14 protein-coding genes are annotated in these 23,858 nt (G+C 51.3%); 6 read left to right on the forward strand and 8 right to left on the reverse strand.

The annotated features are described in order from the left end of the window. The first annotated feature begins 16 nt into the window (after window positions 1-16). From FOA19_RS11450 to FOA19_RS11460, 3 genes are all read left to right on the forward strand, one after another. Window positions 17-1,468 carry a cadherin repeat domain-containing protein gene (locus FOA19_RS11450; RefSeq protein WP_190300374.1) on the forward strand — a complete coding sequence of 484 codons (1,452 nt, stop codon included), beginning with the start codon at window positions 17-19 and terminating at the stop codon, window positions 1,466-1,468. A 276-nt stretch (window positions 1,469-1,744) separates the two neighbouring features. After that, complete coding sequence (locus tag FOA19_RS11455) at window positions 1,745-3,991, forward strand: alpha-amylase family glycosyl hydrolase (RefSeq protein WP_149090958.1); 2,247 nt, start codon at window positions 1,745-1,747, stop codon at window positions 3,989-3,991. Window positions 3,992-4,091: 100 nt separating this feature from the next. Beyond that, the gene (locus FOA19_RS11460; protein ID WP_149090959.1) at window positions 4,092-5,660 is read left to right on the forward strand and encodes an alpha-amylase family glycosyl hydrolase; all 1,569 of its coding nucleotides are present in this window, start codon (window positions 4,092-4,094) and stop codon (window positions 5,658-5,660) included. A 120-nt stretch (window positions 5,661-5,780) separates the two neighbouring features. Here FOA19_RS11460 and FOA19_RS11465 read toward each other — a convergent pair whose 3' ends face one another. The 5 genes from FOA19_RS11465 to FOA19_RS11485 form a co-directional block, all read right to left on the reverse strand. Continuing rightward, the gene (locus FOA19_RS11465; RefSeq protein WP_223808855.1) at window positions 5,781-7,109 is read right to left on the reverse strand and encodes an MFS transporter; all 1,329 of its coding nucleotides are present in this window, start codon (window positions 7,107-7,109) and stop codon (window positions 5,781-5,783) included. Window positions 7,110-7,253: 144 nt separating this feature from the next. Beyond that, window positions 7,254-8,939, reverse strand: coding sequence for an alpha-amylase family glycosyl hydrolase (locus FOA19_RS11470; protein WP_149091911.1), 1,686 nt, complete (start codon window positions 8,937-8,939; stop codon window positions 7,254-7,256). Window positions 8,940-9,266: 327 nt separating this feature from the next. Then, window positions 9,267-11,585 carry a glycoside hydrolase family 65 protein gene (locus FOA19_RS11475; RefSeq protein WP_149090960.1) on the reverse strand — a complete coding sequence of 773 codons (2,319 nt, stop codon included), beginning with the start codon at window positions 11,583-11,585 and terminating at the stop codon, window positions 9,267-9,269. Between the two features lie 191 nt (window positions 11,586-11,776). Continuing rightward, complete coding sequence (pgmB, locus tag FOA19_RS11480; RefSeq protein WP_149090961.1) at window positions 11,777-12,463, reverse strand: beta-phosphoglucomutase; 687 nt, start codon at window positions 12,461-12,463, stop codon at window positions 11,777-11,779. 55 nt (window positions 12,464-12,518) lie between these two features. Further along, window positions 12,519-14,414 (reverse strand): glycoside hydrolase family 13 protein, encoded by a 1,896-nt coding sequence (locus tag FOA19_RS11485; protein WP_149090962.1) that lies wholly within the window; start codon window positions 14,412-14,414, stop codon window positions 12,519-12,521. A 377-nt stretch (window positions 14,415-14,791) separates the two neighbouring features. On the opposite strand from FOA19_RS11485, the gene FOA19_RS11490 reads away from it, so the two are divergent. After that, complete coding sequence (locus tag FOA19_RS11490; RefSeq protein ID WP_190300375.1) at window positions 14,792-15,946, forward strand: alpha/beta hydrolase; 1,155 nt, start codon at window positions 14,792-14,794, stop codon at window positions 15,944-15,946. A gap of 85 nt (window positions 15,947-16,031) precedes the next feature. Here FOA19_RS11490 and FOA19_RS11495 read toward each other — a convergent pair whose 3' ends face one another. Next, window positions 16,032-16,229, reverse strand: coding sequence for a hypothetical protein (locus FOA19_RS11495; RefSeq protein WP_149090964.1), 198 nt, complete (start codon window positions 16,227-16,229; stop codon window positions 16,032-16,034). A gap of 252 nt (window positions 16,230-16,481) precedes the next feature. Between FOA19_RS11495 and FOA19_RS11500 the strand changes: the two genes are divergently transcribed. Then, a complete protein-coding gene (locus tag FOA19_RS11500; protein ID WP_149090965.1) occupies window positions 16,482-17,726 on the forward strand; it encodes a family 1 glycosylhydrolase in 1,245 nt (414 codons plus the stop codon). A gap of 216 nt (window positions 17,727-17,942) precedes the next feature. On the opposite strand, the gene FOA19_RS11505 is transcribed toward FOA19_RS11500, so the two are convergent. Next, the gene (locus tag FOA19_RS11505) at window positions 17,943-19,337 is read right to left on the reverse strand and encodes a tail fiber domain-containing protein (protein WP_190300376.1); all 1,395 of its coding nucleotides are present in this window, start codon (window positions 19,335-19,337) and stop codon (window positions 17,943-17,945) included. Window positions 19,338-19,919: 582 nt separating this feature from the next. Next, complete coding sequence (locus tag FOA19_RS11510) at window positions 19,920-20,897, reverse strand: ROK family protein (RefSeq protein ID WP_149090967.1); 978 nt, start codon at window positions 20,895-20,897, stop codon at window positions 19,920-19,922. An 849-nt stretch (window positions 20,898-21,746) separates the two neighbouring features. On the opposite strand from FOA19_RS11510, the gene gyrB reads away from it, so the two are divergent. Then, the gene (gyrB, locus tag FOA19_RS11515; protein ID WP_149090968.1) at window positions 21,747-23,702 is read left to right on the forward strand and encodes a DNA topoisomerase (ATP-hydrolyzing) subunit B; all 1,956 of its coding nucleotides are present in this window, start codon (window positions 21,747-21,749) and stop codon (window positions 23,700-23,702) included. Window positions 23,703-23,858 lie beyond the last annotated feature (156 nt).

The following is a 23,858-nucleotide window of genomic DNA, read 5'->3' on the forward strand; positions in this document are numbered from 1 at the left end:
TATTAAGATGAGCTTTATGAAAAACTTTAAATTCATTTTTACAAGTCTCAGCTTTATTCTGAGTTTGTTTGTCTTAGGATGTAGCGAGGATGAGGTGGAGCCTTCCTTCACGGAACTCCGTAACCAAGCCTATGACCTGGTAGTGGTTTCAGATGCTAATGCCCATGTACCGGTATCTTTCACCGCTGCTGGTACAGACCTGGAGAGAGTGATTGTAGAAATCACCCAGAAGGGTTCGGCAACAGTAGTAGCCACCAATAGCCTCAACAAAATCACTGCTGAGAACCTGAACAGAGTAAACATGACGGTGCCTTTTCCAGGCAACAATGTTGCTCCTTCAGGAATGTACACCGTGAATTACAGAATGATTGCTAAAAACGGTGAGCAAAGCATGGGCACGTATGACATTAACGTGATCAACAATGTTGCTCCAGTTTTGTGTAATTACACCAGTAGCCTACCTAATGGTAAAACAGTTTGGATCAGGTTATATGTGCCAGAAGGCGAAACTCTGCCAGCAAATGACAACACCATCTACCTTACCGGTAGCTTTGGAGCCAGAGAAGGCGGCGCTGACTGGGATGGCGGTGGAGGACCACATAGATTTACCCGTTTGTCTGCTACTTGCTATGAAATAGCCATGCATTTGGTAAGTGGTGATAAATTTAAAATCACTCGTGGTAACTGGGACAAGCAAATGACCAATGCGACAGGTGCTGAGTACTCAGATTTCACTTACAATGGTGAATCTACCTTCTCTGCCACTGCGTTCAACTGGAAAGATTTGCCAGTGGTAACACCTACTTCAACGGCAGGTGAAATTCTGAACATACCGGCAGAAGCGGTGAAGGCTGGAATGCTTACCGTGGTAGCAAACCTGGATAACTCCATTGACGCCACCAGCGGAAACTATTACGTAGTTGAGAAAGGGGCTACCAATGTAGCTAATGGGTACAAAATGGTAGCCTTTGACAAAAAGCTAGCTGCGGCTGTTCCAAAGAAATCTGGTGTTGAATACGTAGTGGTGAAAGATGATGCTTCTGCTACTGGTAAAAACAGATATGGCTTTGTACAGTCTGCGGTTTGGGATGGCCAAACCAACCCTGCCAGAGTAACCATTGGAACCTTTGGACCAGCCGGATTTACCTTGGGGAACAAAATCGTGATTGTAGGTGGTGCCACTCCAGGTGACTGGGGAGTATCTGCAGGTCAGGATTTCACCAAAACCGGTGAAGGCAAATATTCCATCACCATTCCTCTGAAAGCAGATAGCGAATACTTGTTACTTCCAGAGTATAATCAGTGGGGAGATAAGTGGGCTTTCGGATCAGGAACTTCTGCCAAAGGTACATTTGATGTACAAGGCAACGGAGGTAACCTTTCAACCAAAGGATTGACTGCCGGAACCTACAAAATTGATGTTGATTTTACTACTGGTAACGGTACTTACACCCTTACTAAACAATAAGATAACTTATTGGTAAGCAGTCTTAAAGAGGTTATCTCAAATTCAAAAATGAGATAACCTCTTTTCTGTTTTACCATCAGCTACTTTCAGATTTATAGTTCGGGGCAAAGCAAACTGTTTTTAAGCCCTTTATCAGGAACCATGCCCAAAACAACTTGCCCCTCGCCCAAGGTAAAAATCTGGTAAATACCTTTTAAAACGAAACTGTACCAGATGACTCAAAATCTGGTTTAGCATGTATCTAAGTTTTTCTCTCTCTTTTCCCCCTTTTACCAAATGAAGTCTTTTTTTACTTTCCTTTTCGTCTTAGTAGCGCCGCTCTGCGGGCTGATGGCCCAGCAGGTGCAGCTTACGCTCAGGGTGGACATGAGCCAGCAAACCGTTTCTGCCGGTGGCGTGCACGTGGCAGGTAATTTCCAGGCCCTGGCAGGTTCAGGGGCTGACTGGAACCCGGCATCGTTGGCCCTTACGGATCCTGATAAAGACGGGATCTACGAGGTGCAGGTATCGCTTCCTACTGGCGGTTTGTTCCAATATAAGTTCATCAACGGTAATAGTTGGACCGGAGCCGAGATCGTGCCTGCCGAATGTGGGTTGAATGACGGCGCCGGAAACTACAACCGCACCATTGATGCCACCGCCAGTGTCTCCAGAACACCTGCCTATCTGTTTGGAACCTGCGAAACAAAAGAAGCGACCGTCCCATCCACTGATTACAGCACGTTTTGGTGGAATGATGCCGTTTTCTACGAGATCTTCGTGCGCAGTTTCTATGACAGCAACGGCGACGGAAAAGGCGACTTTAAGGGGCTAATCCAGAAGCTAGATTACCTAAATGACGGAGACCCCAACACCACCACAGATTTAGGCATCACCGGCATCTGGCTCATGCCCATGATGGAGTCTCCCAGCTACCACGGCTACGATGTAACGGATTACTACGCCACAGAATCTGACTACGGCACCATGGCCGATTTCGAGGCTTTCCTGGCTGCCGCCCATGCCCGGGGCATCAAAGTCATCATTGATTTTGTGATGAACCATACCTCAGAGCAGCATCCTTGGTTTACGCAGTCTAGCAGTAATACCACTAATGCGTACAGGAACTGGTATATCTGGTCAGATTCTAATCCTAGTTATTTAGGGCCCTGGGGGCAGGGCGTTTGGCATCAGAAAAACGGGAAGTATTATTACGGCATTTTCTACAGCGGCATGCCGGACCTGAACTGGAGCAACGCTCAACTGAAAAGCACCATGTGGGACATCACCCGCTTCTGGCTGAACAAAGGCGTGGATGGTTACCGCCTGGATGCCGTGAAGTACCTAGACGAAAATGGGCAGATGATGGAAAACACCCCAGAAACGTTCAACCTTCTACATGAATTCAACCAAGTCTACAAGGCCGCCAAACCAGACGCGTTTACGGTAGGGGAGGCCTGGTCCAATTCAGCGGCGGTGGTACCCTATGTGCAGAACAACCGCCTGGATGCGGCCTTTGAGTTTGACCTGGCGGGAGCTATCCTGTCTTCGGTGAGAGACAACAATCCGGCAGGGCTCCGCAGCCAGCTGAACCTGGTCAACCGGGTGTACCCAAAACTGCAGTACGCCACTTTCCTCACCAACCATGACCAGAACAGAATCATGGGAGAACTGGGCAGCAACGTGGCCCACATGAAGCAGGCGGCTTCCTTATACTTAACCATGCCCGGGGTTCCTTTCCTGTACTATGGAGAAGAAGTGGGCATGTTGGGCTCGGGTGTGGATGAAGACAAGCGCAAGCCCATGCAGTGGACGCCAGGTGCGAACGCGGGCTTCTCAACCGGATCTCCGTGGCGCAGCATCAACTCTAATTACGCGCAGTTCAACGTGCAAACCCAATCCTCCGATGTCAATTCTCTGTTAAGCCATTACCGCAAACTGATCCAAATTAGGAATGCGCAACCGGCCCTTAGAAAAGGCTATCACCAGGATATGACTTCTACCCAAGCATCGGTGCTGAGCTACGCCAGGGTGTTCGGGCAAGAAGCCGTTGTGGTGGTTTCCAACTTCGGAAGTGAAGCAGTGGCAAGCCCTACGCTGTCTTTGGCGGTATCGTCTCTGGCAGCCGGAAACTACCAGGTGCAGGAGTTATACGGGAACCGTGCCATGGGTACTGTAACAGTGAACCAGCAAGGGGCCATCAGCAACTGGACCTTAACTGGCAATTCTTTAGCGGCGGACCAAACCTGGGTTCTGCGCCTGACCTCGGCTACGGCCACGGGTATTGCCAAGGAGAAAGAGTTGAAGAACGTAAACCTGTTCCCCAATCCCACTACGGCTAAAGCCACCTTGTCTTTGCCCAATGAAGGAAAGCAACGGGCTCAAATATCGGTCTACGATGCAGCGGGTAAACTTCTTTCTACGGAGAACATCACGGGCACCAGCCACACTTTTGAGACCCAAACCTGGCCAAACGGCACCTACTTCATCAAGGTAAGCTCCAACGGCAAGGTATCTATGAAGCGTTTGGTAGTGACGCACTAAGCGTCAGGCTGTATCAGCCTTGCACCAACACCAAAAGAAAATGAATCACGGTCAGTGATTAAGAAAAGATTACTGTCAACTTGTTAACCCAATACCCCTAATGAAAAAAACATCCCTGACAAACCTGCTCCTCTCCGGTTCCCTGTTTTTCTCGGCCATGCTGCCTGCTCAGGAAGTTATGGCGCAGCAAACCAAAGCAAGCCAATGGCCCCGGGGCGTCACCTATGAGATCTTCGTGCAATCCTTCGCTGATTCCAACGGCGATGGCAAAGGCGATATCAAGGGCATGACGTCTAAGCTGGATTACCTGAAGGACCTGGGCGTGGAAGCTGTGTGGCTCATGCCCATCAACCCCTCGCCGTCTTACCATAAATACGATGTGACCGATTACTACGGCATCCATCCCGATTATGGCACCATGGCCGATTTCAAGGAGTTCATAAACCAGGCGCACAAGCGGAACATCAAAGTGGTGATGGACATGGTCTTGAATCACTCCTCTAACAAGCACCCCTGGTTTCTAGACGCGGCCAAAAACGAGAACAGCCCTTACCGCGATTACTTTGTCTGGACCCACAAGAACGATCCGCAAACCCAGAAAGAGGGGAAAACCACCGGAGCCGATTCTTACAATACCCAACACTGGCATAACGTAAACGGAAGCGATTACCTGTATTACGGCTACTTTTATTCAGGCATGCCCGATCTGAACTTCGATAGCCCCAAGCTGCGCGAAGAGGTGTTCAAGATTGGAAGGTTCTGGTTCACCGAGGTAGGCGTTGATGGCTTCCGCCTGGATGCTGCCCGCCACATTTTCCCCGATGAGCGTCCGCAGGACAACCACAACTGGTGGGTATATTTCCGGAACGAGATGAAGAAGGCGAACAAAGATGTGTACCTGGTAGGAGAGGTGTGGGCTCCGTCAGACATCGTGGCCCCTTACCTGAAAGGTTTGCCGGCCTTGTTCAACTTTGAGATGAGCTGGGACATTGCCAAAGCGCTAACCCAGGGACGAGGTGATTCACTGGCCATCAAGCACGCCCAGATCACCAACTTCTACAAGTCCGTTAACCCAGATTTCGTGGACGCCACTATCCTGAGCAACCACGACCAAAACCGGATCATGAGCACCCTGAACAACGACATGAACAAAGCCAAGATGGCCGCTTCGTTGTTATTGACGTTGCCGGGATCTCCTTACCTGTATTACGGCGAGGAAATCGGCATGAAAGGCAAGAAACCAGACGAGCAAATCAGGGAGCCTTTTCTGTGGGACGCCAAAGCCAAAGACAAGAGCCGTACTACCTGGATGAAGCCGGTGAATACCACCGATGAAACCGTACAATCTGTGGCTGCTCAGAAGAAGGACAAAAACTCTATCTACAACCACTACAAATCCCTGATCAGCTTGCGGAACAACAGCAAAGCCCTGACCTACGGAGATGTGCAAGCCATCCAACTTGGCCAACCCGGCATAAGCGCTTTCACCAGAAACCAGGAAAACGAATCTCTGCTGGTGGTGCACAACGTGACCAACGGTGAACTTACCGTTGATTTACCTGAGAATCTGCAAAACTACAGCAAGGTGTACTTCAAAACCAATGGTGCCAAGCAGCAGAAAAACACACTGGTGGTTCCCGCTTTCAGTAGTGTGATTCTGAAGAAATAACCGGTACAGGAATAAAGAAAACTGCCTCTGTTTCAGGGGCAGTTTTCTTAAAACAACCCTAAAACAGAAGCGCCCGGGGCATTGCCTCGGGCGCTTCTGTTTTAGGGTTAGTAGGTAAAATTAAGCCACTTTCTCATCATCTACGTCCCGCACTAAAAGCGTGAGGAAACCCGCTAGGATCATGGAGCAGCCGCCCACCACCAGCACGTAGATAGATTCTCCGTGGAAGATGTTCTTGTTGATGAAGTCCAGCATAGTACCCGCCACAATCTGCGGAATCACGATGAAGAAGTTGAATACGCCCATGTAATATCCCATTCGATTGGCCGGCAGGGAGCCCGCCAGGATGGAGTAAGGCATGGACAAGATACTGGCCCAGGCAATTCCAACGCCCACCATAGACAGAGCCAGGAAATTAGGGTCTTTAATGAAGTAAATGGAGATCAACCCTAATCCACCCAAGCACAGGCAGATCAAGTGGGTGACTCTTCTGTTGGTTCTTTTGGCCAGGACCGGAAGCAAAAGGGCAAATACCGCCGATACCCCGTTGTAAATCCCGAAGCAGAGACCTACCCAGTCAGCGCCTTCGTTGTACAGTTTGGAGGTGGCATCGGTGGCTCCGTAGATGTGCCGGGTTACGGCCGGGGTGGTGAAAATCCACATGGCGAACAAGCCAAACCAGGTGAAGAACTGCACCAGCGCCAACTGCGACATGGTTTTAGGCATTTTGAAAATCCCAAGGAACGTTTCCTTGAAGCCTTGCCCGAAGGTCATCTCCCGCTTCTCGCGCTCAAACTCCTCCATGTTTTCGGGCGGGTATTCCTTTGTTTTTACCACGGTCCATAGAACCGCCAGGAAGAACACCACGCCTCCGCAGTAGAAAGCCCACTTCACAGAGGGCGGAATCTCACCGGCAGGCGCCGTATTGGAGATGCCTACCCAGTTGTTGAAGATCCAAGGCAGGAGAGAAGCCACTACCGCACCCACCCCAATAAAGAAAGTCTGGGCAGCAAAACCCGCCGTGCGTTGGTCGCTGGGCAATAAGTCACCCACCAAAGCCCTGAACGGCTCCATGGAGATGTTGATGGAGGAATCCAGAATCCAGAGCATACCCACTGCCATCCAGAGAACCGAGGCATTGGGCATGATCAACAAAGAAAGCGAGGCCAGCAGAGCCCCAATCATGAAGAAAGGCTTGCGTCTACCAAAAACCGGGCTCCAGGTGCGGTCACTCAGGTACCCGATGACGGGCTGCACAAGCAAACCAGTTACGGGTGCCGCGAGCCAGTAAAGAGCAATCTCAGTACCGCCCAGCGTTTCAAAAATCCGGCTCACGTTGGCGTTCTGCAACGCGAACCCAAACTGGATTCCCAAAAAGCCGAAACTCATGTTCCAGATTTGCCAGAAATTCAGGCGGGGTTTGGCTTGCGCCTGTACTACTTGTGCCATGGGCAAAGGGTTAGATGTGAAAGTTTGTTTGTCTGTTTGGTCAATTCTGTTTCTGCCTCTGTTTTGAAAAACCAAGCCGAAAAGGAAAGAATTAAGCGTTAAACCAATGGATTGTTAAAACCTACAGGCCTGAATATACTGCATTTATTTCTTCTGCAACAGAAACATGTGGGCACTCATCGGCGCCAAAGTGATGCTGGTTTTCACCGAGGGTTGGAAGAACAGCGGAGGCATGTCGGTGAGCAGATCCTGCAGGATAAATGCGCCTTTGTCATCCAGATTCATGGCCGCCAATGCTGGTGGCGTTAGCGTTAAACCATAGTTAGTGCTTTGGCGGTTGAAGTTCACCAAAACCAAAATACGTTCCTGGGCAGTATGGCGCATATAGGCATACACCCCGGCCGGGGCAGCATTGGGTTCAGCCGTCAAGGCGTAGAATTTACCCTGGCGGATGGCTTCGCGGCTGGTGCTAATGTTAAGCAGTTTGGTGTAGAATGCCCGCAGGTCTTTTTGGTCTTGGGTGAGCTTTCCTCCGTCAAACTTGCCATTGTTCATCCAGGCCTGATGGGTTGGTACGCCCCAATAGTCAAAGATGGTGGTGCGGCCGTCTTCGCCCTGGAAACCCTCTTGGCCTTTCCCCGGCTCGCCTACTTCCTGCCCAAAATACACCATGACTGGACCAGAACCTAGGGTGGCGCTGAGGGTCATCCCGGGGATTCCGGCCAGGGGAGTGCCCGCGAACTCAGAAGAGGCGAGGCGCTGCTCGTCATGGTTTTCCAGGAACCGGAGCATGTGGTTAGAGATGCCTTGGCTTTCCTCGCGCCACACGTTGGTGATCTCCGCGGTGTTGCCCTGGCCTTTGTTTTCCATGAGGCGGCGGACGGCGTCATACAGACCCACTTTGTCATACAGGTAATCAAAATGCCCGGTCTGGATGTAGTTGCGGTATTCTTTAGGGTTGTAGATCTCGGCAATAAAGGTGATGCCGGGGTGCTTCTCCTTTACCTGCGGAATAGCCCAGGCCCAGAACTCCACAGGCACCATCTCGGCCATGTCGCAGCGGAAACCGTCCACGCCTTTGCCCGCCCAGAACAGCAGGATGTCCCGCATCTTAAGCCAGGTGTCTGGGGTGGGTGAGAAGTGCGTGGTACGGTTGTTCTGGATGTCTACCCCGTAGTTCAGTTTCACGGTCTCAAACCAATCGTTCTCGCTGGGCGCGGCGTTGAACACATCGTTGCCGGTAACCTTGGCTGGGTTCTCTTTGAAGGTGCCGTCTTCCTGCGGACCGCGGAACGTGCCGCTCAACGGGTTATAGGTTTTGGGTACCTGCAGCGCCTGGCCGGGTATGTAGTAGAAGTTGTTGCTGGCCTTGAACGTGACAGAGTTATCATCCTGTGCCCCAAAGTCTTGTACGCCGGATGGTTTGGCGTCTGAGGTGTAGAAACGGGCCACGTGGTTCGGGACGAAATCGATGAGCACCTTGAGGCCGTTGCCGTGGGTGCGAGCCACCAGCGCCTCAAATTCTTTCATCCGCTTGCGCACGTCCACCGCCAGATCGGGGTTCACGTCATAATAGTCCTTGATGGCGTAGGGCGAGCCCGCGCGACCTTTCACCACATCGGCGTCGTCTAAAGCCACTCCAAATTTGGTGTAATCCGTGAGGACGGCGTGCTCAAGGACCCCGGTGTACCACACGTGCGTGGCGCCTAGTTTCTTAATCTCCTGCAGGGCCTTGTCTGTGATGTCGTTGAACTTGCCCACGCCATTCTCCGGCAGGGTGCCGTAGGTTTTATTCGTGGTTTTCTTGTTCCCGAACAGGCGCGTCATCATCTGGTAAATCACCAGTTTGTTGTCCTTTACCTCCTCGTCGGTCGTATTAGGATCAGCCTTGGGAGCAGGGGTAGTGGTCACGGGTGCCGATGTTTTTGCGAGAGTTCCGGTAGGATTATGGACGGTGGAAGTACACGCGCTTGCCAGTGCCGCCAGCAGAAGAAAAGAAAACAGAGGCCGTTTATTAGGTTCTTGTATCACGGAATTAGGGTCGTGGATTAAGACTCATTTCTTGTAAATCGCGGGAATTCCTGTTTTAAGACTGTTCCCGCTAAAACAGGCCCAAAAGGGAAAGCCGCTCCAGCATGAACCGGAGCGGCTTTCTGGTTATACCAATTGGTGCGCGATCTCGGCTTTCGCGTTAGCGCCAATGGTCTGCGGTTGCTCAAACACGTTCAGGGTGATGGCCTCCGGCGAGGCGTTCTCGATGGAGACGTGCTCTTTGGTCACCTTTATGTTGAGCAAGTGCCCACGGAACCGGATCTTGAATGAATAAGAAGTCCAACCGGCAGGGATGAACGGATTGAAATGCAGTTGGTTATCGCGCACGCGCATGCCCCCGAAACCCTGCACTACAGACATCCAGGTACCGGCCATGGAAGTGATGTGGCAACCGTCCTCGGTGTCGTTGTTGTAGTCGTCCAAGTCAAGGCGGGCGGTGCGGAGATAGAACTCGTAAGCACGTTCCTCGTCGCCTAACTTGGCAGCCAGAATGGAGTGCACGCAAGGCGAAAGCGAGGATTCATGCACCGTGCGCGGCTCGTAGAAATCATAATTCCGGCGGATGGTCTCCAGGTCATAGCGGTCCTCAAAGAGATAGATGCCTTGCAGCACATCGGCCTGTTTGATGAACACCGAGCGCAGGATTCGGTCCCAGGACCATTTCTGGTTCAGCGGACGATCAGCGGGATCAAGGTCTTTCACCAGAGTCTGTTCTTTGTCTAAGAACCCATCCTGCTGCAGGAACACGCCCAGGTCTTTGTCCTCGGCGTAGTACATGTGGTCAATGACATGCTGCCACTTCTCGGTTTCCTGCGCCACCTCCAGGTTCATTTTATGCACCAATTCCTGAAAGCGAGCAGAATTTGCGTTCTGCACGTGCTGCAGGGCTTTAAGCGTGTACTCCAACGTCCAAGTGGCGATGGTGCTGGTGTACCAGTTATTGTTGACGTTGTTCTCGTACTCGTTGGGGCCGGTCACGCCCAGCATCACGTACTGGTTTTTCGCTGATGACCAGTTCACGCGCTGCGCCCAAAACCGGGAGATGCCCACCAGCACTTCCAGGCCGTACTCGGCCAGGTAGCTGTCATCGCCGGTGTAGCGGATGTAGTCATGGATGGCATGCGCGATGGCGCCGTTGCGGTGGATTTCCTCAAAGGTGATTTCCCACTCGTTGTGGCACTCCTCGCCGTTCATGGTCACCATCGGGTACAAGGCCGCGCCGCCGGTGAAACCCAATTTCTCCGCGTTCTCAATGGCTTTCTCCAGGTGCTTGTAGCGGTACACGAGCAGGTTGCGGGCAATCTGCGGATCGGCGGTGGCCAGGTAGAAGGGCAGGCAGTAGGCCTCAGTGTCCCAGTAGGTGGTTCCGCCGTATTTCTCGCCGGTAAAGCCCTTAGGCCCGATGTTCAGGCGCTCGTCCTCGCCGGTGTAGGTTTGGTTCAGTTGGAAGATGTTGAACCGGATGCCTTGCTGGGCAGACGCATCGCCCTCAATCTTGATGTCGCTTTCTTCCCATTTGGCGGCCCAGGCAGCCGCCTGTTCCTGCAGCATCTGCTCAAATCCTTTAGTTACAGCGCCCGCCAATACCTGTTTGGTGTTTTCCAGCAAGTCCTCCTTCGGGTGGTTCTCAGAAGAAAGGTTGGCGGCAAACTTATACAACACCGTCTCCTGGTTTTCAGAAACCGGCAGCTCAAAGGTGGAAGCCACGTATTTGGTGCGCTCCACCGGAGTAGCCTCAACGTTCACTTCCTGGCCATTCTGCGCCACAAAGAATTTCTGGCCGGTGCACACGTGGAAGAACGTTTTCTTGGTCTCCGCGATCACGTAGCCTTCGGTGGGTTGCGCCTCCTGCAGAATCTCGTTCCAAAATTTCTCGTCGTAGTTGGAGTCGGCGTTCTTGATGTCGGCGTCTACGTAGGGGGTGAGGGTGAGCGTACCGCTGAAGTTCAAAGGCGTGATGCTGTAGCGGATAGCGCCCACCTCATCGTCTACGATGCTGGTGAAACGTTTTGCCTCTACACGCACTTGCTTGCCGCTGGCCAACTGAGCCGTAAAGGTACGCTCCAGCCAGCCTTCGCGCATGTTCAGCTCGCGGCGGAAGTCCAGCACCTGGCAGTTGTTCAGGTCCAACGTCTCACCGTCTACCTGCACATCAATCCCGATCCAGTTGGCGGCGTTCAGCACCTTGGCGAAGTACTCTGGGTACCCGTTTTTCCACCAGCCCACGCGGGTTTTGTCGGGGTAGTATACGCCGGCCACGTAATTTCCCTGCAGCGTTTCGCCGGTGAAGGCCTCCTCAAAGTTGGCGCGCTGGCCCATGCGGCCGTTGCCCAAGCTGAATACGCTTTCAGAAATCTGGTTATAGTGGGGATGGAACCCCTCTTCAATGATGGACCACTCGTCAACGGTAAGATATTGTTTCATAATAGTTCGTATCAAGTATCAAGACTCACGTATCAGGACTAATTTTTTCTATTTTATGTATTTCTGTTTTGGAGCTAATTTCAGGAAATCAGCCCCAAATCACTTTTGATTCTCAGGTACTTCTATGTCCCCCATTAAAAGGGACAATCTGCTGGCTGGTTTGGTAGCTGATGTTTTCTGTTTTAGGCTTGTTAACTGAGAAACTGGCCTAAACCGCGGGGTTTCTGCTCCAGTTCGTGCAGCCGCGCTACCGACATCTCGGTTAAGTCTTTTACCACGATATCTGCTTGGGTGAGGACTTCGGGCTGCCCGACGCCCACGCACAGCATATGTCCGTTTTTGGCTGCTTCTACGCCCGCTACGGCGTCTTCAAACACCACGCATTCCTGCGGAAGAACTTCCAGGGCCTGGGCACCTTTCAAAAATACCTCGGGGTCTGGTTTGCCATGGATCACGTGCCTTCCGTCAATGATGGCATCAAAGTAGGGGAGCAGATTGGTGCGCTCCAGAATGAGTTGCGCGTTTTTGCTCGCTGAGCCCAGGGCGATTTTGATGCCTTCGGCTTTGAGGGCCTGCAGGAAATCCACCACGCCGGGCAGGATCTCGTCTGGGGTCATTTTGGCTACATCCTGCAGGTACTCGGTGTTTTTCTGCTCGCACAGGGCCAGCATTCTTTCCTGGTCCATGGTTTGGCCACCAATCTCCAGAATGATCTCCAGGGAACGCACCCGGCTTACGCCTTTGAGGCGCTCGTTGTCGTGCTCGGTGAAATCAATGCCTAGGGTTTGGGCCAGTTGGCGCCAGGCTTTGAAATGGTACACAGCGGTGTCTACCAGTACTCCGTCTAAATCAAAAAGGCAGGCTTTGATGGTGTTCATAGGTGTATGTCTGTTTTCCCCTTGGTTTTGGGAAATGAGGTTAAAAATGGGATTGCTATTGTAGTTCTAGTACGAGCGCCGTCTTTGCCGGTACCTTGATGGTCGCCAGGTTATTGAGGGAGGCATCGGTTAAAATATTCTTGCCTTTGGTGAAGCCGTTGAGGCGCTCAGCAAACCGCTCGGTTTTCATATCTGCTTCTTTGTCAGTAGTGTTGGTCGCGACCATCACCGTTTTGCTTCCATCATAGCGGAAGTATACGTACAGGCCTTCCTGAGGCACAAACTGCATGAGCTTGCCCGAGTGCAGGGCGGGGGTGTTCTTGCGGTACGTGGCCAGTTTCTTCACAAAGTTGAAGGCTTCGTTCTCGCGGGCGTTACGGCCAGCGGCGGTGAATTTGTTCTCCTTGTCGCCGGCAAATCCGCCGGGAAAATCGCGGCGCACCTCGGCGTCTGATGGGTCTTTGAAGTTCTTCATCAGGATTTCGGTGCCGTAATAGAGCGACGGGATACCGCGCGTGGTAAGCAGCCAGGTCAAGCCCATCTTGTACTTGTCAAAATCCTCGCCGATAACCGAGAAATACCGGTTCATGTCATGGTTGTCCAGGAAAGTGACCAGCTTCATGGGATCTTGGTAAACGGCATCCTGCGCCAGGGTCTGGTGCACTTTGCTGACGCCCTCGTCCCAGCCGAATTTCTGATTCAGGGCGTCGTTCATGGCGTTGAACAACACAAAGTCCAGGGTGCCGGGCTGGTTGCTCTTGAAGGGGAAGTTGATGGTATTGCGGGTAAAGCGCGACTGCGCGATGACGTTGTTCACCCAGGCTTCCCCGAAGATGTGGATGTTGGGGTACTCGTTTAGCAGCGCCTGGTTGCAGTCATTCATGAACTGGTCGTCATTGTACATGTAGGTGTCAATGCGCCAAGCGTCAATCCCGAAGTTCTCCACCGTCCAGATGGCATTTTGGATAAGGTATTTGGCTACCAAGGGGTTGTTCTGGTTCAGGTCGGGCATGAACGGGGTGAACCAGCCGTTCATCATTACGGTCCAGTCGGCTTTTGAACCGTTAGGGTCAATCAGGGGCTGGAACTTGTGCGAGGTGTTGGTGTATGCGGGAAACTGGTGCACCCAGTCTTTGGAGGGTTGGTCTTTGATAAACCAGTGGTTGATGCCCACGTGGTTGTAGACCGCATCTTGCACCACTTTAAGGCCTTTGGCGTGGGCCGCTTGCACAAACTTCCGGTACACCTCGTTGCCGCCCAGGCGCTTGTCTACCGCGTAATGATCGGTGAAGGCGTAACCGTGGTAGGCGCTGCGCATCTGGCCGCCTTCATCGGTGAGGGGTTGGTTGTTCTCAATGACCGGGTTCAGCCACAACGCCGTCACGCCTAAGTCCTGGAAGTAGTCTAAGTGGTTCTGGATTCCCTGGATATCGCCGCCGTGGCGCAGGAACGGGTTGTTGCGATCCGCCTTAGGGTCGGCCATGTCCTTGAATTGGTCGTTTTTGGGATCACCATTGGAGAAGCGGTCGGGCAGCACTAGGTAAATAAAATCGGCGGAAGTCACGCCCTGCGCTTTGGGTTCCTGGGTGCGGGCCTTCAGTTCATATTTGCGGGAGAGTTTTTGTTTGCCGTTCTGCCCCTTGATGGTAAAAGAACCCGGCTTAGCGGATGCTGCGATGGTAAGGTCCAGGAAAGCGTAGTTGGGGCTCTCCACCTTGTGTGTTTTCACCAATTCTACGCCAGGGTAATCGATTGAATAGCTATAGGTACCCGCTTGCGGACCGTACACGAGCAACTGTAGGTTCTGGTTTTTCATGCCCACCCACCAGTTGGTTGGGTCTACCCGGGTGATAGCGGCTTTCGGCTGAGCCTGGGCAGAGAAGGAAAGAAGTAAAACGCTTAGCAACGCAAGCCCTTTGGCAAATGCAAGGGAGAGGGAGGAGTGCTTCATTTTGTTCTTTATCAGGTGTATAGAGGCGCAGGTGAAATCGCCTTTGGCAATCCGACTACTTGGTTTCCTTTAGAAGGCAAGCCTAGGTTTTGCCTTTCGGCTTCTTCCTGTTTTAAGTGCCTTTTCAGAAAAACAAGTCTGAAATACGCCTCCGGCACTTAATCTTTCTGCGATTTTTCCAATCGAGCACAATACTAATCCTGTTCAAACACTTCTAGTCCAGCAAGAAAACCATTGCCTTGACGGTAAGTTCTTCCTGTTTTGGGCCAGAGCATGGTAGCTTTATAGGATAGTATTGTTAATATTGTAAAATCAGAGAGGTAAATCTACGCTTTTTTAATTAAGAAATCGATTTCCTAGATTTAAAAATGCCAATTATGAAAAAATCTACAGGCCTGAAACTTGGTCTGCTGCTGCCCCTCACGGCCTTGGTCTTTCGCGCTGAGGCTCAGGTGACTATTGAGATCAGGAAGGTGCCGGAAAAGACGCCCGCCACTGATACACTTTTCCTGGCCGGCAACCCAAACAACTGGAATCCGCGGAATCCGGCGTTTGCCTTCAAGAAAGCTGCCAACAACCGATTCTACCTCACCTTGCCCCAAGGCGAGGGCGAATTGGAATACAAGATCACACGTGGCAGTTGGGAAAAAGGAGAGACGCTGGCCAATGGGGCGGGCCGAGGCAATCGGGCCTACAAAGCCAAAGCTGGAAAGGATACGATACGCCTGGAAGTAGAGAACTGGCAGGACAATTTCGCCTCACCCGCCAAGGTGCACACCGCCGCCTCTAACGTGCAGGTTTTGAGCAATGAGTTCTGGATGCCGCAACTAAAAAAGTCTCGGCGCGTGTGGCTGTACCTGCCGCCTAATTACGCGACCTCGGGGAAGAAGTACCCCGTGCTTTACATGCATGACGGGCAGAACGTGTTTGACGCTTTCTACTCCTACAGCGGTGAGTGGGGCGTAGATGAATCCTTGAACGAGCTGTTCAAAACCCAGGGCAAAGAAGTAATTGTGGTAGCAGTGGATAACGGCGGCGAGGAGCGGATGAACGAGTACACGCCATGGCGCAACGCCAGGTACGGCGGCGGCAAAGGTGATGCTTACGTTGATTTCCTAGCCCAGACCTTGAAGCCTTACATAGACGCGCACTATCGCACCAAATCCGAAAAGGAGCATACCGGCGTGGCGGGCAGTTCTATGGGTGGGTTGATCTCGCTGTACGCAGCCCTCAAACATCCGGAAGTTTTTGGCAGGGCGGGCGTGTTTTCCCCGGCCTTCTGGGTTTCCCCTGAGTTTTATGAATATGCCGCCAAAACCAAAGTTGCCAAGGACCTGAAGGTGTACCTAGTGGCCGGCGCCAAAGAAAGCAAGGAGATGGTGCCTGACATGGCTCGTATGCGTGATCTTCTGGTGAAACAAGGGATGAAACCTTCGGCCTTTGTCTATGAAGTGCATGCAGACGGGGAGCACAAGGAGTCTTATTGGCAACGGGAGTTCCCTAAGGTCTTCTCCTGGCTGTTTGCGAAGTAAAAAGTAGGTAAATACGAAATACCCTCCTGTTTCTGGGCTCTTTCACTAAAACGAGCCTATAAACAGGAGGGTATTTTCATGAGATTTACTGCTGTTCGCCTCCGGTGGTGGTAGCAGAGGAGTCTGGCAAGTTCAATGAATCCAAGCCGCCGTCAACGCCTTCTACCATGTCCTCAGTGTTGGTAGTGCCGGTTTTCTCGGCCGGGGCTTTCTCGCTACAGGCCGTTAAGAGGCCGCCTGCCAGCGTAAGCGCCAGCAGGTTTGTGAAGATGGTCTTTTTCATAGGTGTATGTTTTAGGAACGTTTTTTCTAAATATTAGAAGTTTTAAATCTTTGTACGAATAATTAGGGTTTGGGTAGGAGCAGCGCATCGCCGAGGTTCATACGGAATTAAGGCCACTTTTCTCAGGTGTCTTAACGCTTTCATTCAGAGGTTTGTAGTTCTCATCGCTTTTCAAATCACGCATACTTACACCTTGATTACGAAGCTGAAGGTGGGCTAGAACCTTTAGGTAGATTCGGAGTTTATCTTACTATGGCAAAGCGACCCGGTATTTTCCCCACGTTCTTTATCTCTGGCTTTGAATGCTCCACTTTCCTGTGGAAGGACAAGAAACGCCGGAATCTCATCGCAGAAACGCAGCACGACAAGTTCGCTGATAAAGATTATGAGCTGCTGCGCCGTCTGGGGATTGCGGTATCACGCGAGGGTATTCCCTGGCCCATGGTGGACAAAGAAGGGGCATATGATTTCTCGCCCATTGACCCCATGATTGCGGCCATGCAGCAGCACAAGATCCTACCCATATGGGACCTCTGCCATTACGGCTACCCCGTTGACCTGGATCCTTTCACCGAGGCCTTCACCCAACGCTTTGCCGCTTATTGCCGGGCTGTCGCCGAATATGTGGTAGACAAACTGCCCGCCCCGTACTTCTTTACGCCCATCAACGAGATTACCTTCTTTTCTTTCTGCGCCGGGGAGTGGGGATGGGTAGCGCCTTATAAGAACACGAAGGAAGACCGCTTCAAACTGAGAGTGGCTCTCTGCAAAGCCGCCATTGCCGGCGTAAAGGTCATCAGGGAAGTGATCCCTGAGGCCCGGATGATTCATATTGATCCTTTGGTACAGGTGGTAGCGCCCAAAGACCGACCCGATCTGGTGGAGGCCGCCCGCCACGAAACTTATGTAGACACTTTCCTGGCCTGGGACATCATCTCCGGCAAAGAGCAGCCCGAACTTGGGGGTTCCCCCGAGATCCTGGACATAGTAGGCGCAAACAATTACTCCTTCGGGCAGATGGAGTACCGCGAGCAGGGACCGCACGCCGCCCTTCCCCCAGAGGATGACCGCATCAAACCGCTTTGCGAACTTATGCACTTGGTGTATGACCGCTACAAACGCCCTATGATCATCGGGGAAACCAGTGGCTTGAAAGACGGGCGGGAAGACTGGCTCCGCGATGTCATGGATGAGTCTTTAGCTGCCGTGGAAGCTGGCATAGACCTGCACGGCGTCTGCCTGTTCCCCGCCGTGGACATGCCTGACTGGCACACCGGCGAATGGCTGCACAACGGCATCTGCGACCTTGAGTTACACAACGATGAATTGAGGCGAGTAGAATGCGAGCCGTACATTCAGGAACTGCGCCGCTGGCAGAAAGAACTCAACCGCGTCACCCAACTGGACGAAGACCCCTTCAACGATCCCGTAGAACTGCAGGATGTCATAGACGCTGCCAAACGCCTGAAAAAGAAACCAGACAAGAACTGGCATTGAGCAGGAGAAACAAAACGTATCTCCTAAAGGTCTGGCGCTTCCTGGTAAGTCGATGTTCCTTTTAGCGCTGTTTCCCTGAAATCAAGCCAAAACTGGGAGGCATCAAAGATTCAGTTTTCGTTTGGGAGCTTCCTGGCTCTCCTTGCATTGGTTTTCAACAGAAAAGGCTGCCCTATACATGAGCAGCCTTTTCTGTTGGGCATTAAAGCTAACAGGTTACCGGCTCACCATCATGTGTTTAGAGGCGGCGATTTTTCCGTTGACAGTTAAGGTATAGATATAATGCCCGGTAGGTAAGTTACTGGTATTCATCTGTATTTTGCCTTCGGCTGGAGCTGGTATGGTTTTAAGCAGTTTCCCGGAATTTGCCTCGTAAACGTGAATCTGGGCCAGCGATCCCTCCGGGATTCGGTATCGGAAGGTAGTGGTTTGGTCCACGGGGTTGGGGTGGTTCTGCTCCAAAATGATGCCTGAACTTGTAGGGTCTAGAGGACTTTTTCCGCCAGTCCCCGAAGCGGATTCTAGTTGGGCTATCCTTTCTGAAAGGGTAGAAATAGTTTCCTGCTGTTCCTGAATGGCTTTTATGAGCAAAGGAATCAGCTCAGTGTAATTCACCGCTTTTATGGAGATGGTTTCCTTTTTGCCTTCCTGTTGGCTGATCTTAAGGACATTATCCTGCATGGATGGGGCTTCGGCTGGGGAGGGTAGTACTGGTACCTCCTCTGGCGGTAAAACTTTATGAGACGATTCCCGAACCAAATCTGGCAATACCTCTTCCACTTCCTGAGCTAGTAAACCGTAGTGGTTTCCTTTTGGAAGGTTTAGCTTTGCATACATGGCATCATCCCTGAATTCATACTTTTTAGGCTTCAGTTGGTTTATTAGAGTAAGGGCGTTTTCCACCTCCTGAACATTTTTTTTTATTTTTTGATCGCTGCTCTGGAAGGAACCGAAACTATAGATTTGCCCTTCAAAAACTGCCGCAAAAGTGCCGTTGGTAGTGGAGGCAAACAAGCCGGTGCCGTCTAATGAAGTGAAATAACCGCCATAACCTTCGAAACTCCTTCCATAAATCCCTGCCCCGGAGGAGCTTGAGCCGAAGACACCACTCCCGAATCTGGTAATGCCATACACACCATAGACAGTACCTGAACCATAGATGCCGGTGTGTTCGGATGTTGCATATACACCATAAGCGTTACCTGCTGCACTGACTCCCGTATGCCCTGCATAGGTACGTATTCCGGTGCCATTTTTCCCTGCTATGCTGAAAACGCCAGTTCCATAATCAATTATTGACTCGGCCTGGATAGCGTAGGCAGAACCTTTGGCAAGAATTCCATTCGTGTTAGATGACCCTATGACCTGCAATCTGTAGAAAGGCGTGAGTTCTGTGGTTCCGAAGGCTACGTTTCCGTTTACCAAAAGCCCATTATGGGGAGGCGTTTGGTTTAAGCCTATACTTACGCCTCCATTTTTGTGTATCAGAAACTTGGTAGAGCTATTGACTAATATCCGAAGCGGGTCTACGCTGGCAGGGCTGTTGACGTAAAATTTGGCATTCGGGGTAGCGGAGCCAATGCTGACTAACCCGGTGGCATTGATGCGCATTCGCTCTAGGTTGTTGGTGAAGAATCTAAGGTGCACCCCATTGGTGGTCCCTAATTTAGAGCTGCTGTTGGCATTGCTGTTCCCAGACAAGTTCCAAAAGGAAGTTGCCTCCTGGGCATGGCTTTCCCCCATCATGAAGGAAAGTAGAAGACAGGATAGTAGAATTCTCTTCATAGGTGAATGATAGAAAACCGAAAGTAAAAAGTGCCAGAGTAGGGGTAGGAAAGATGGTCCCGTGTTAATAACAGGAAACGGAGGGCCGGTATGAATATACTTTAGGTCTGATTTAACCAAAAAGGCACTTCAATGAAGCAATAAGTAAGATAAGGAGAGGACTTTGCTATAACCTGAAAGCCAAGATAGCAGCTAATGGAAGGAGTGTCAATACTGTAATGTAGGTATTTAAAAAGAGCCAGGTTTTGTTATAAAAGAGGTCTTTCATATTTCCCTGAATGCAATCCTCCGCTTTTTTGATTATTTATTCAAAAGATTAAAAAATTGGTGCCCACCTTCATTTTCCAAAAAACAAAAAGCCCGAAGGTGTTTCCCTCGGGCTTTTTGTTTTTGGAAAATAAAGTAGAGTTAGGCCACAGGCACGCGCTCCAGTTCTTTCCAGGCAAGGGCTGCTGCGCCCATTACCGCGGTATTGCTTAAGCCTAAGCCAGAAGGTAAAATTTTCACCTTGCCTTTGAAGATGCTCAGGAGGTTTTTCTCCATGTGGTACCGAACCGGGTCAAACAGGAACTCCTCGGCGCGGGTCAATCCACCGAAAAGGAAGATCGCCTCTGGGCTCAGGTGCGCCACGGTGTCGGCTAGTTTCATGCCCAGCACTTTACCGGTGTACTCAAAACAGTCAATCGCGATTTTGTCGCCGCGTTTGGCCGCCTGGGTGATCATCTCGGCGTTAAGGTCGTTGAAGCTTACGCCGCGCAGTTCGCTGTAATCAGTATAGTCAGCTAAGAATTTGTACACGGTGCGCTTAATACCGGTGGCAGAAACGTAGGTTTCCAAGCAGCCGCGACGTCCGCAACCGCACACGCGGCCGCTGCCTTTCACGTTCACCAGGGTGTGGCCCAACTCGCCGGCGTTACCGTCGTGGCCGTACACCAACTCGCCGTTCACCACAATACCGCTTCCCAAACCAGTACCCAGAGTCACTACCACAAAGTTCTTCATGTCTTTGGCACCGCCGTAGATCATCTCGCCAATGGCAGCCGCGTTGGCGTCATTGGTCAGGTAGATTGGAAGTTTGAAGTAAGAGTTGAGCAACTCTACCAACGGAACAGAACCGTGCCATTTAAGGTTGGGAGCGTTCTCGATGGTTCCTGTATAGAAGTTGCCATTAGGGGCGCCTACACCTACACCAATGACGTGGGCTTCGTCCTCAATTTTCTTGAATTTGGCTTGCACCTCGCTGTAGAGAATGCGCAGGAAATCATGTACGGTCTCTCCCTCAGTGGTAGGGAGCTCGCCTTGGGTTAAAATGATGCCATCGCGGTCAATGAACCCGAATTTGGTGTTCGTACCACCGATGTCAATGCCTAAAATTACGTCCTTCATGAGAGTTAGTAGAGATTGGTGCGGGTAAAGGGCACGAGGTACAAAAGGGTATTCGTGCGGTTAGTTTTCTAATGAGGTGGAAACTTAAGAATAAACCTTCATTTTGCCAAATATTCACCTGGACCAGCCAATTTTAGGTGGCCCGCACCAAGCTGCATCCTTTATTTTCGGAATAGGTCGCCAGAATACGCTGCTATCCTACTAAAATGCGTTTTGCGGCTTTCCTATTTTCTTGATCTTACTAGTGGGTTATGGTTCTGAAAGCCTTTTATCAATAGGTGTTGTTTTAGGTCAGTTTTCCTGAAAACAAGACTTAAGAGGAGAGGTGGTTTTTATGGTTTGTTATCGAAGAATCGGCAGTAATGCACTGGATCGACCACTTCTTCATAGCCTCCAGTCTCTTATTACCTGTACTATCATCGGGGGCTTTATCTAGTATTCATCTACGTGAGAAAGGCTATTTTCGCCGAAGCAAATAGAGGAGAAGTGCGCTGGTTTTCTAAGGTATTCTGTTTTAAGGCCGTTTTCTTAAAAGTGGCTCTTTTCGGGAAATCAGTTAAAAGGAAATCAGAATGAAAATACCAGCTCATCAATTATGGTTCACCAGGAGTGTCTTGCTGGCAAGAAAAGACATCGGCAAAATAGAAGCTGGGTTTTTGAGTTTTCTATTAAAAAAAGGGCCTGAAAATACAATTATGGAAAGGCACTTGCCTTATCAGCAATGCTCAGGGTGAGTCACATAACTTGGGTGAATAAATAATTAAACTACCTCTATATTTAAGGAGCAGAAGCTGGCAAAACCCGATTAAATTTGGTATTTTTGCATGTTAATAATCCACCGAAAACTCAATGAGTGACATCGAACAAAACAACATGACCGCCTATTCCGCAGACAGTATCCAGGTGCTTGAAGGCTTGGAGGCGGTGCGTAAACGGCCCGCCATGTACATCGGCGATATCGGCATCAAAGGTCTCCACCACCTGGTGTGGGAAGTGGTAGACAACTCCATAGATGAAGCCCTGGCCGGGCACTGTGACGAGATCAGCGTCACCATCCACACAGACAACTCTATTTCTGTTTCAGACAATGGCCGGGGTATTCCGGTTGACTTCCACCAGAAAGAAGGCCGCTCGGCCCTAGAGGTGGTAATGACCGTGCTGCACGCCGGCGGAAAGTTTGACAAAGATTCTTACAAAGTATCCGGTGGTCTGCACGGGGTAGGGGTTTCCTGCGTGAACGCCCTCTCCACAGACCTGCACGTGACGGTTCACCGCAACGGCAAGCTCTATGAGCAGCACTACAACATTGGGGTGCCGGCGTACCCGGTGCGCGAGATTGGCACCACTGACAAAAGAGGAACCACCGTTCACTTCCAGCCAGACGCCAGCATCTTCACCGTTACCGAATACAAATACGAAACGGTAGCCAGCCGCCTCCGCGAACTGGCTTTCTTGAACAAAGGGATCAGAATCAATTTGACTGACCTTAGAGAAGAAGTGACGCCGGGTGAATTCCTGGCGGAGTCTTTCTATTCTCAAGGCGGTCTGCGCGAGTTTGTGGCCTATATTGAGGAAACCAGGGTAAACCTGATTCCCGAGCCTATCTACGTAGAAAGTGAGAAAGGCGGTATTCCGGTGGAGATTGCGTTGAACTACAACACCTCTTATACTGAGAACATCTTCTCCTACGTGAACAACATCAACACCCACGAAGGTGGTACCCACGTAGCTGGTTTCCGCAGGGCGCTTACCCGTACCTTGAAAGCGTACGCAGAGCGTTCCGGCATGCTGGAGAAAGCCAAAGTGGAGATTCAAGGCGATGACTTCAGAGAAGGACTGACCGCAGTGATTTCTGTGAAAGTGCAGGAGCCGCAGTTTGAGGGCCAGACCAAAACCAAGCTGGGGAACTCAGACGTAATGGGCGCCGTGGATACGGTAGTAGGAGAGATTTTGAACCGTTTTCTGGAAGAGAACCCCAAAGAAGCGCGTATCATTATCCAGAAAGTGATTCTGGCGGCGCAGGCACGTCTGGCGGCCCGTAAGGCCCGCGAGATGGTGCAGCGGAAGAACGTGATGGGCGGCTCAGGCTTACCCGGTAAACTGGCCGACTGCTCTGACTCTGATCCTGAGAACTGCGAACTGTACCTGGTGGAGGGTGACTCTGCTGGTGGTTCTGCCAAGCAGGGCCGTGACCGTAAGTTCCAGGCCATCCTGCCGCTGCGCGGTAAGATCCTGAACGTGGAGAAAGCCCAGGAGCACCGCATCTACGAGAATGAAGAGATCAAGAACATGATCACCGCCCTGGGCGTGAGCTTCGGGACTCCGGAAGATGACAAGGCTCTGAACATGACCAAACTGCGTTACCACAAAGTCATCATCATGACGGATGCGGACGTGGACGGTTCCCACATCAGAACCCTGATCCTGACGTTCTTCTTCCGTTACATGCGTGACCTCATTGACAACGGCTACGTGTACATTGCGTTGCCACCGCTGTACCTGGTGAAGAAAGGCAAGGAAGAGCGTTACTGCTGGACCGAGCAAGACCGTATGGAGGCCATTGCTGAGCTGGGCAAAGGGAAAGACGAGAGTGTGGGCGTGCAGCGCTACAAAGGTTTGGGTGAGATGAACCCAGAGCAGCTGTGGGAAACCACCATGCGCCCAGATACCCGCAGCTTAAAGCAAGTGTCGGTGGAATCGGCCGCTGAAGCAGATCACCTGTTCTCCATGCTGATGGGCGACGAGGTGGCGCCACGCCGCGATTTTATTGAACGCAACGCCAAATACGCCAAAGTAGACGTTTAAGGCCTGGTTTTTGATATTGCAAAGGAAAGCCTGCTTTATGCAGGCTTTTCTGTTGCGGTTGGGCAGAGAAAGCCGTTAATTAGCAAGCACAGAGATTCACGTAGCTACACGCAAGTACGTATAAAGAAGCACAGAAAAGTAGAAGTTGACCACCTG

Source organism: Rufibacter hautae, assembly GCF_008271695.1.
Taxonomy (GTDB): Bacteria; Bacteroidota; Bacteroidia; order Cytophagales; family Hymenobacteraceae; genus Nibribacter; species Nibribacter hautae.

Coding starts and splice junctions, on each gene's coding strand:
- FOA19_RS11450 (WP_190300374.1), top strand. CDS start 17: ATGAAAAACTTTAAATTCATTTTTACAAGTCTCAGCTTTATTCTGAGT.
- FOA19_RS11455 (WP_149090958.1), top strand. CDS start 1,745: ATGAAGTCTTTTTTTACTTTCCTTTTCGTCTTAGTAGCGCCGCTCTGC.
- FOA19_RS11460 (WP_149090959.1), top strand. CDS start 4,092: ATGAAAAAAACATCCCTGACAAACCTGCTCCTCTCCGGTTCCCTGTTT.
- FOA19_RS11465 (WP_223808855.1), bottom strand. CDS start 7,109: ATGGCACAAGTAGTACAGGCGCAAGCCAAACCCCGCCTGAATTTCTGG.
- FOA19_RS11470 (WP_149091911.1), bottom strand. CDS start 8,939: ATGATGACGCGCCTGTTCGGGAACAAGAAAACCACGAATAAAACCTAC.
- FOA19_RS11475 (WP_149090960.1), bottom strand. CDS start 11,585: ATGAAACAATATCTTACCGTTGACGAGTGGTCCATCATTGAAGAGGGG.
- pgmB (WP_149090961.1), bottom strand. CDS start 12,463: ATGAACACCATCAAAGCCTGCCTTTTTGATTTAGACGGAGTACTGGTA.
- FOA19_RS11485 (WP_149090962.1), bottom strand. CDS start 14,414: ATGAAGCACTCCTCCCTCTCCCTTGCATTTGCCAAAGGGCTTGCGTTG.
- FOA19_RS11490 (WP_190300375.1), top strand. CDS start 14,792: ATGAAAAAATCTACAGGCCTGAAACTTGGTCTGCTGCTGCCCCTCACG.
- FOA19_RS11495 (WP_149090964.1), bottom strand. CDS start 16,229: ATGAAAAAGACCATCTTCACAAACCTGCTGGCGCTTACGCTGGCAGGC.
- FOA19_RS11500 (WP_149090965.1), top strand. CDS start 16,482: ATGGCAAAGCGACCCGGTATTTTCCCCACGTTCTTTATCTCTGGCTTT.
- FOA19_RS11505 (WP_190300376.1), bottom strand. CDS start 19,337: ATGCGCATCAATGCCACCGGGTTAGTCAGCATTGGCTCCGCTACCCCG.
- FOA19_RS11510 (WP_149090967.1), bottom strand. CDS start 20,897: ATGAAGGACGTAATTTTAGGCATTGACATCGGTGGTACGAACACCAAA.
- gyrB (WP_149090968.1), top strand. CDS start 21,747: ATGAGTGACATCGAACAAAACAACATGACCGCCTATTCCGCAGACAGT.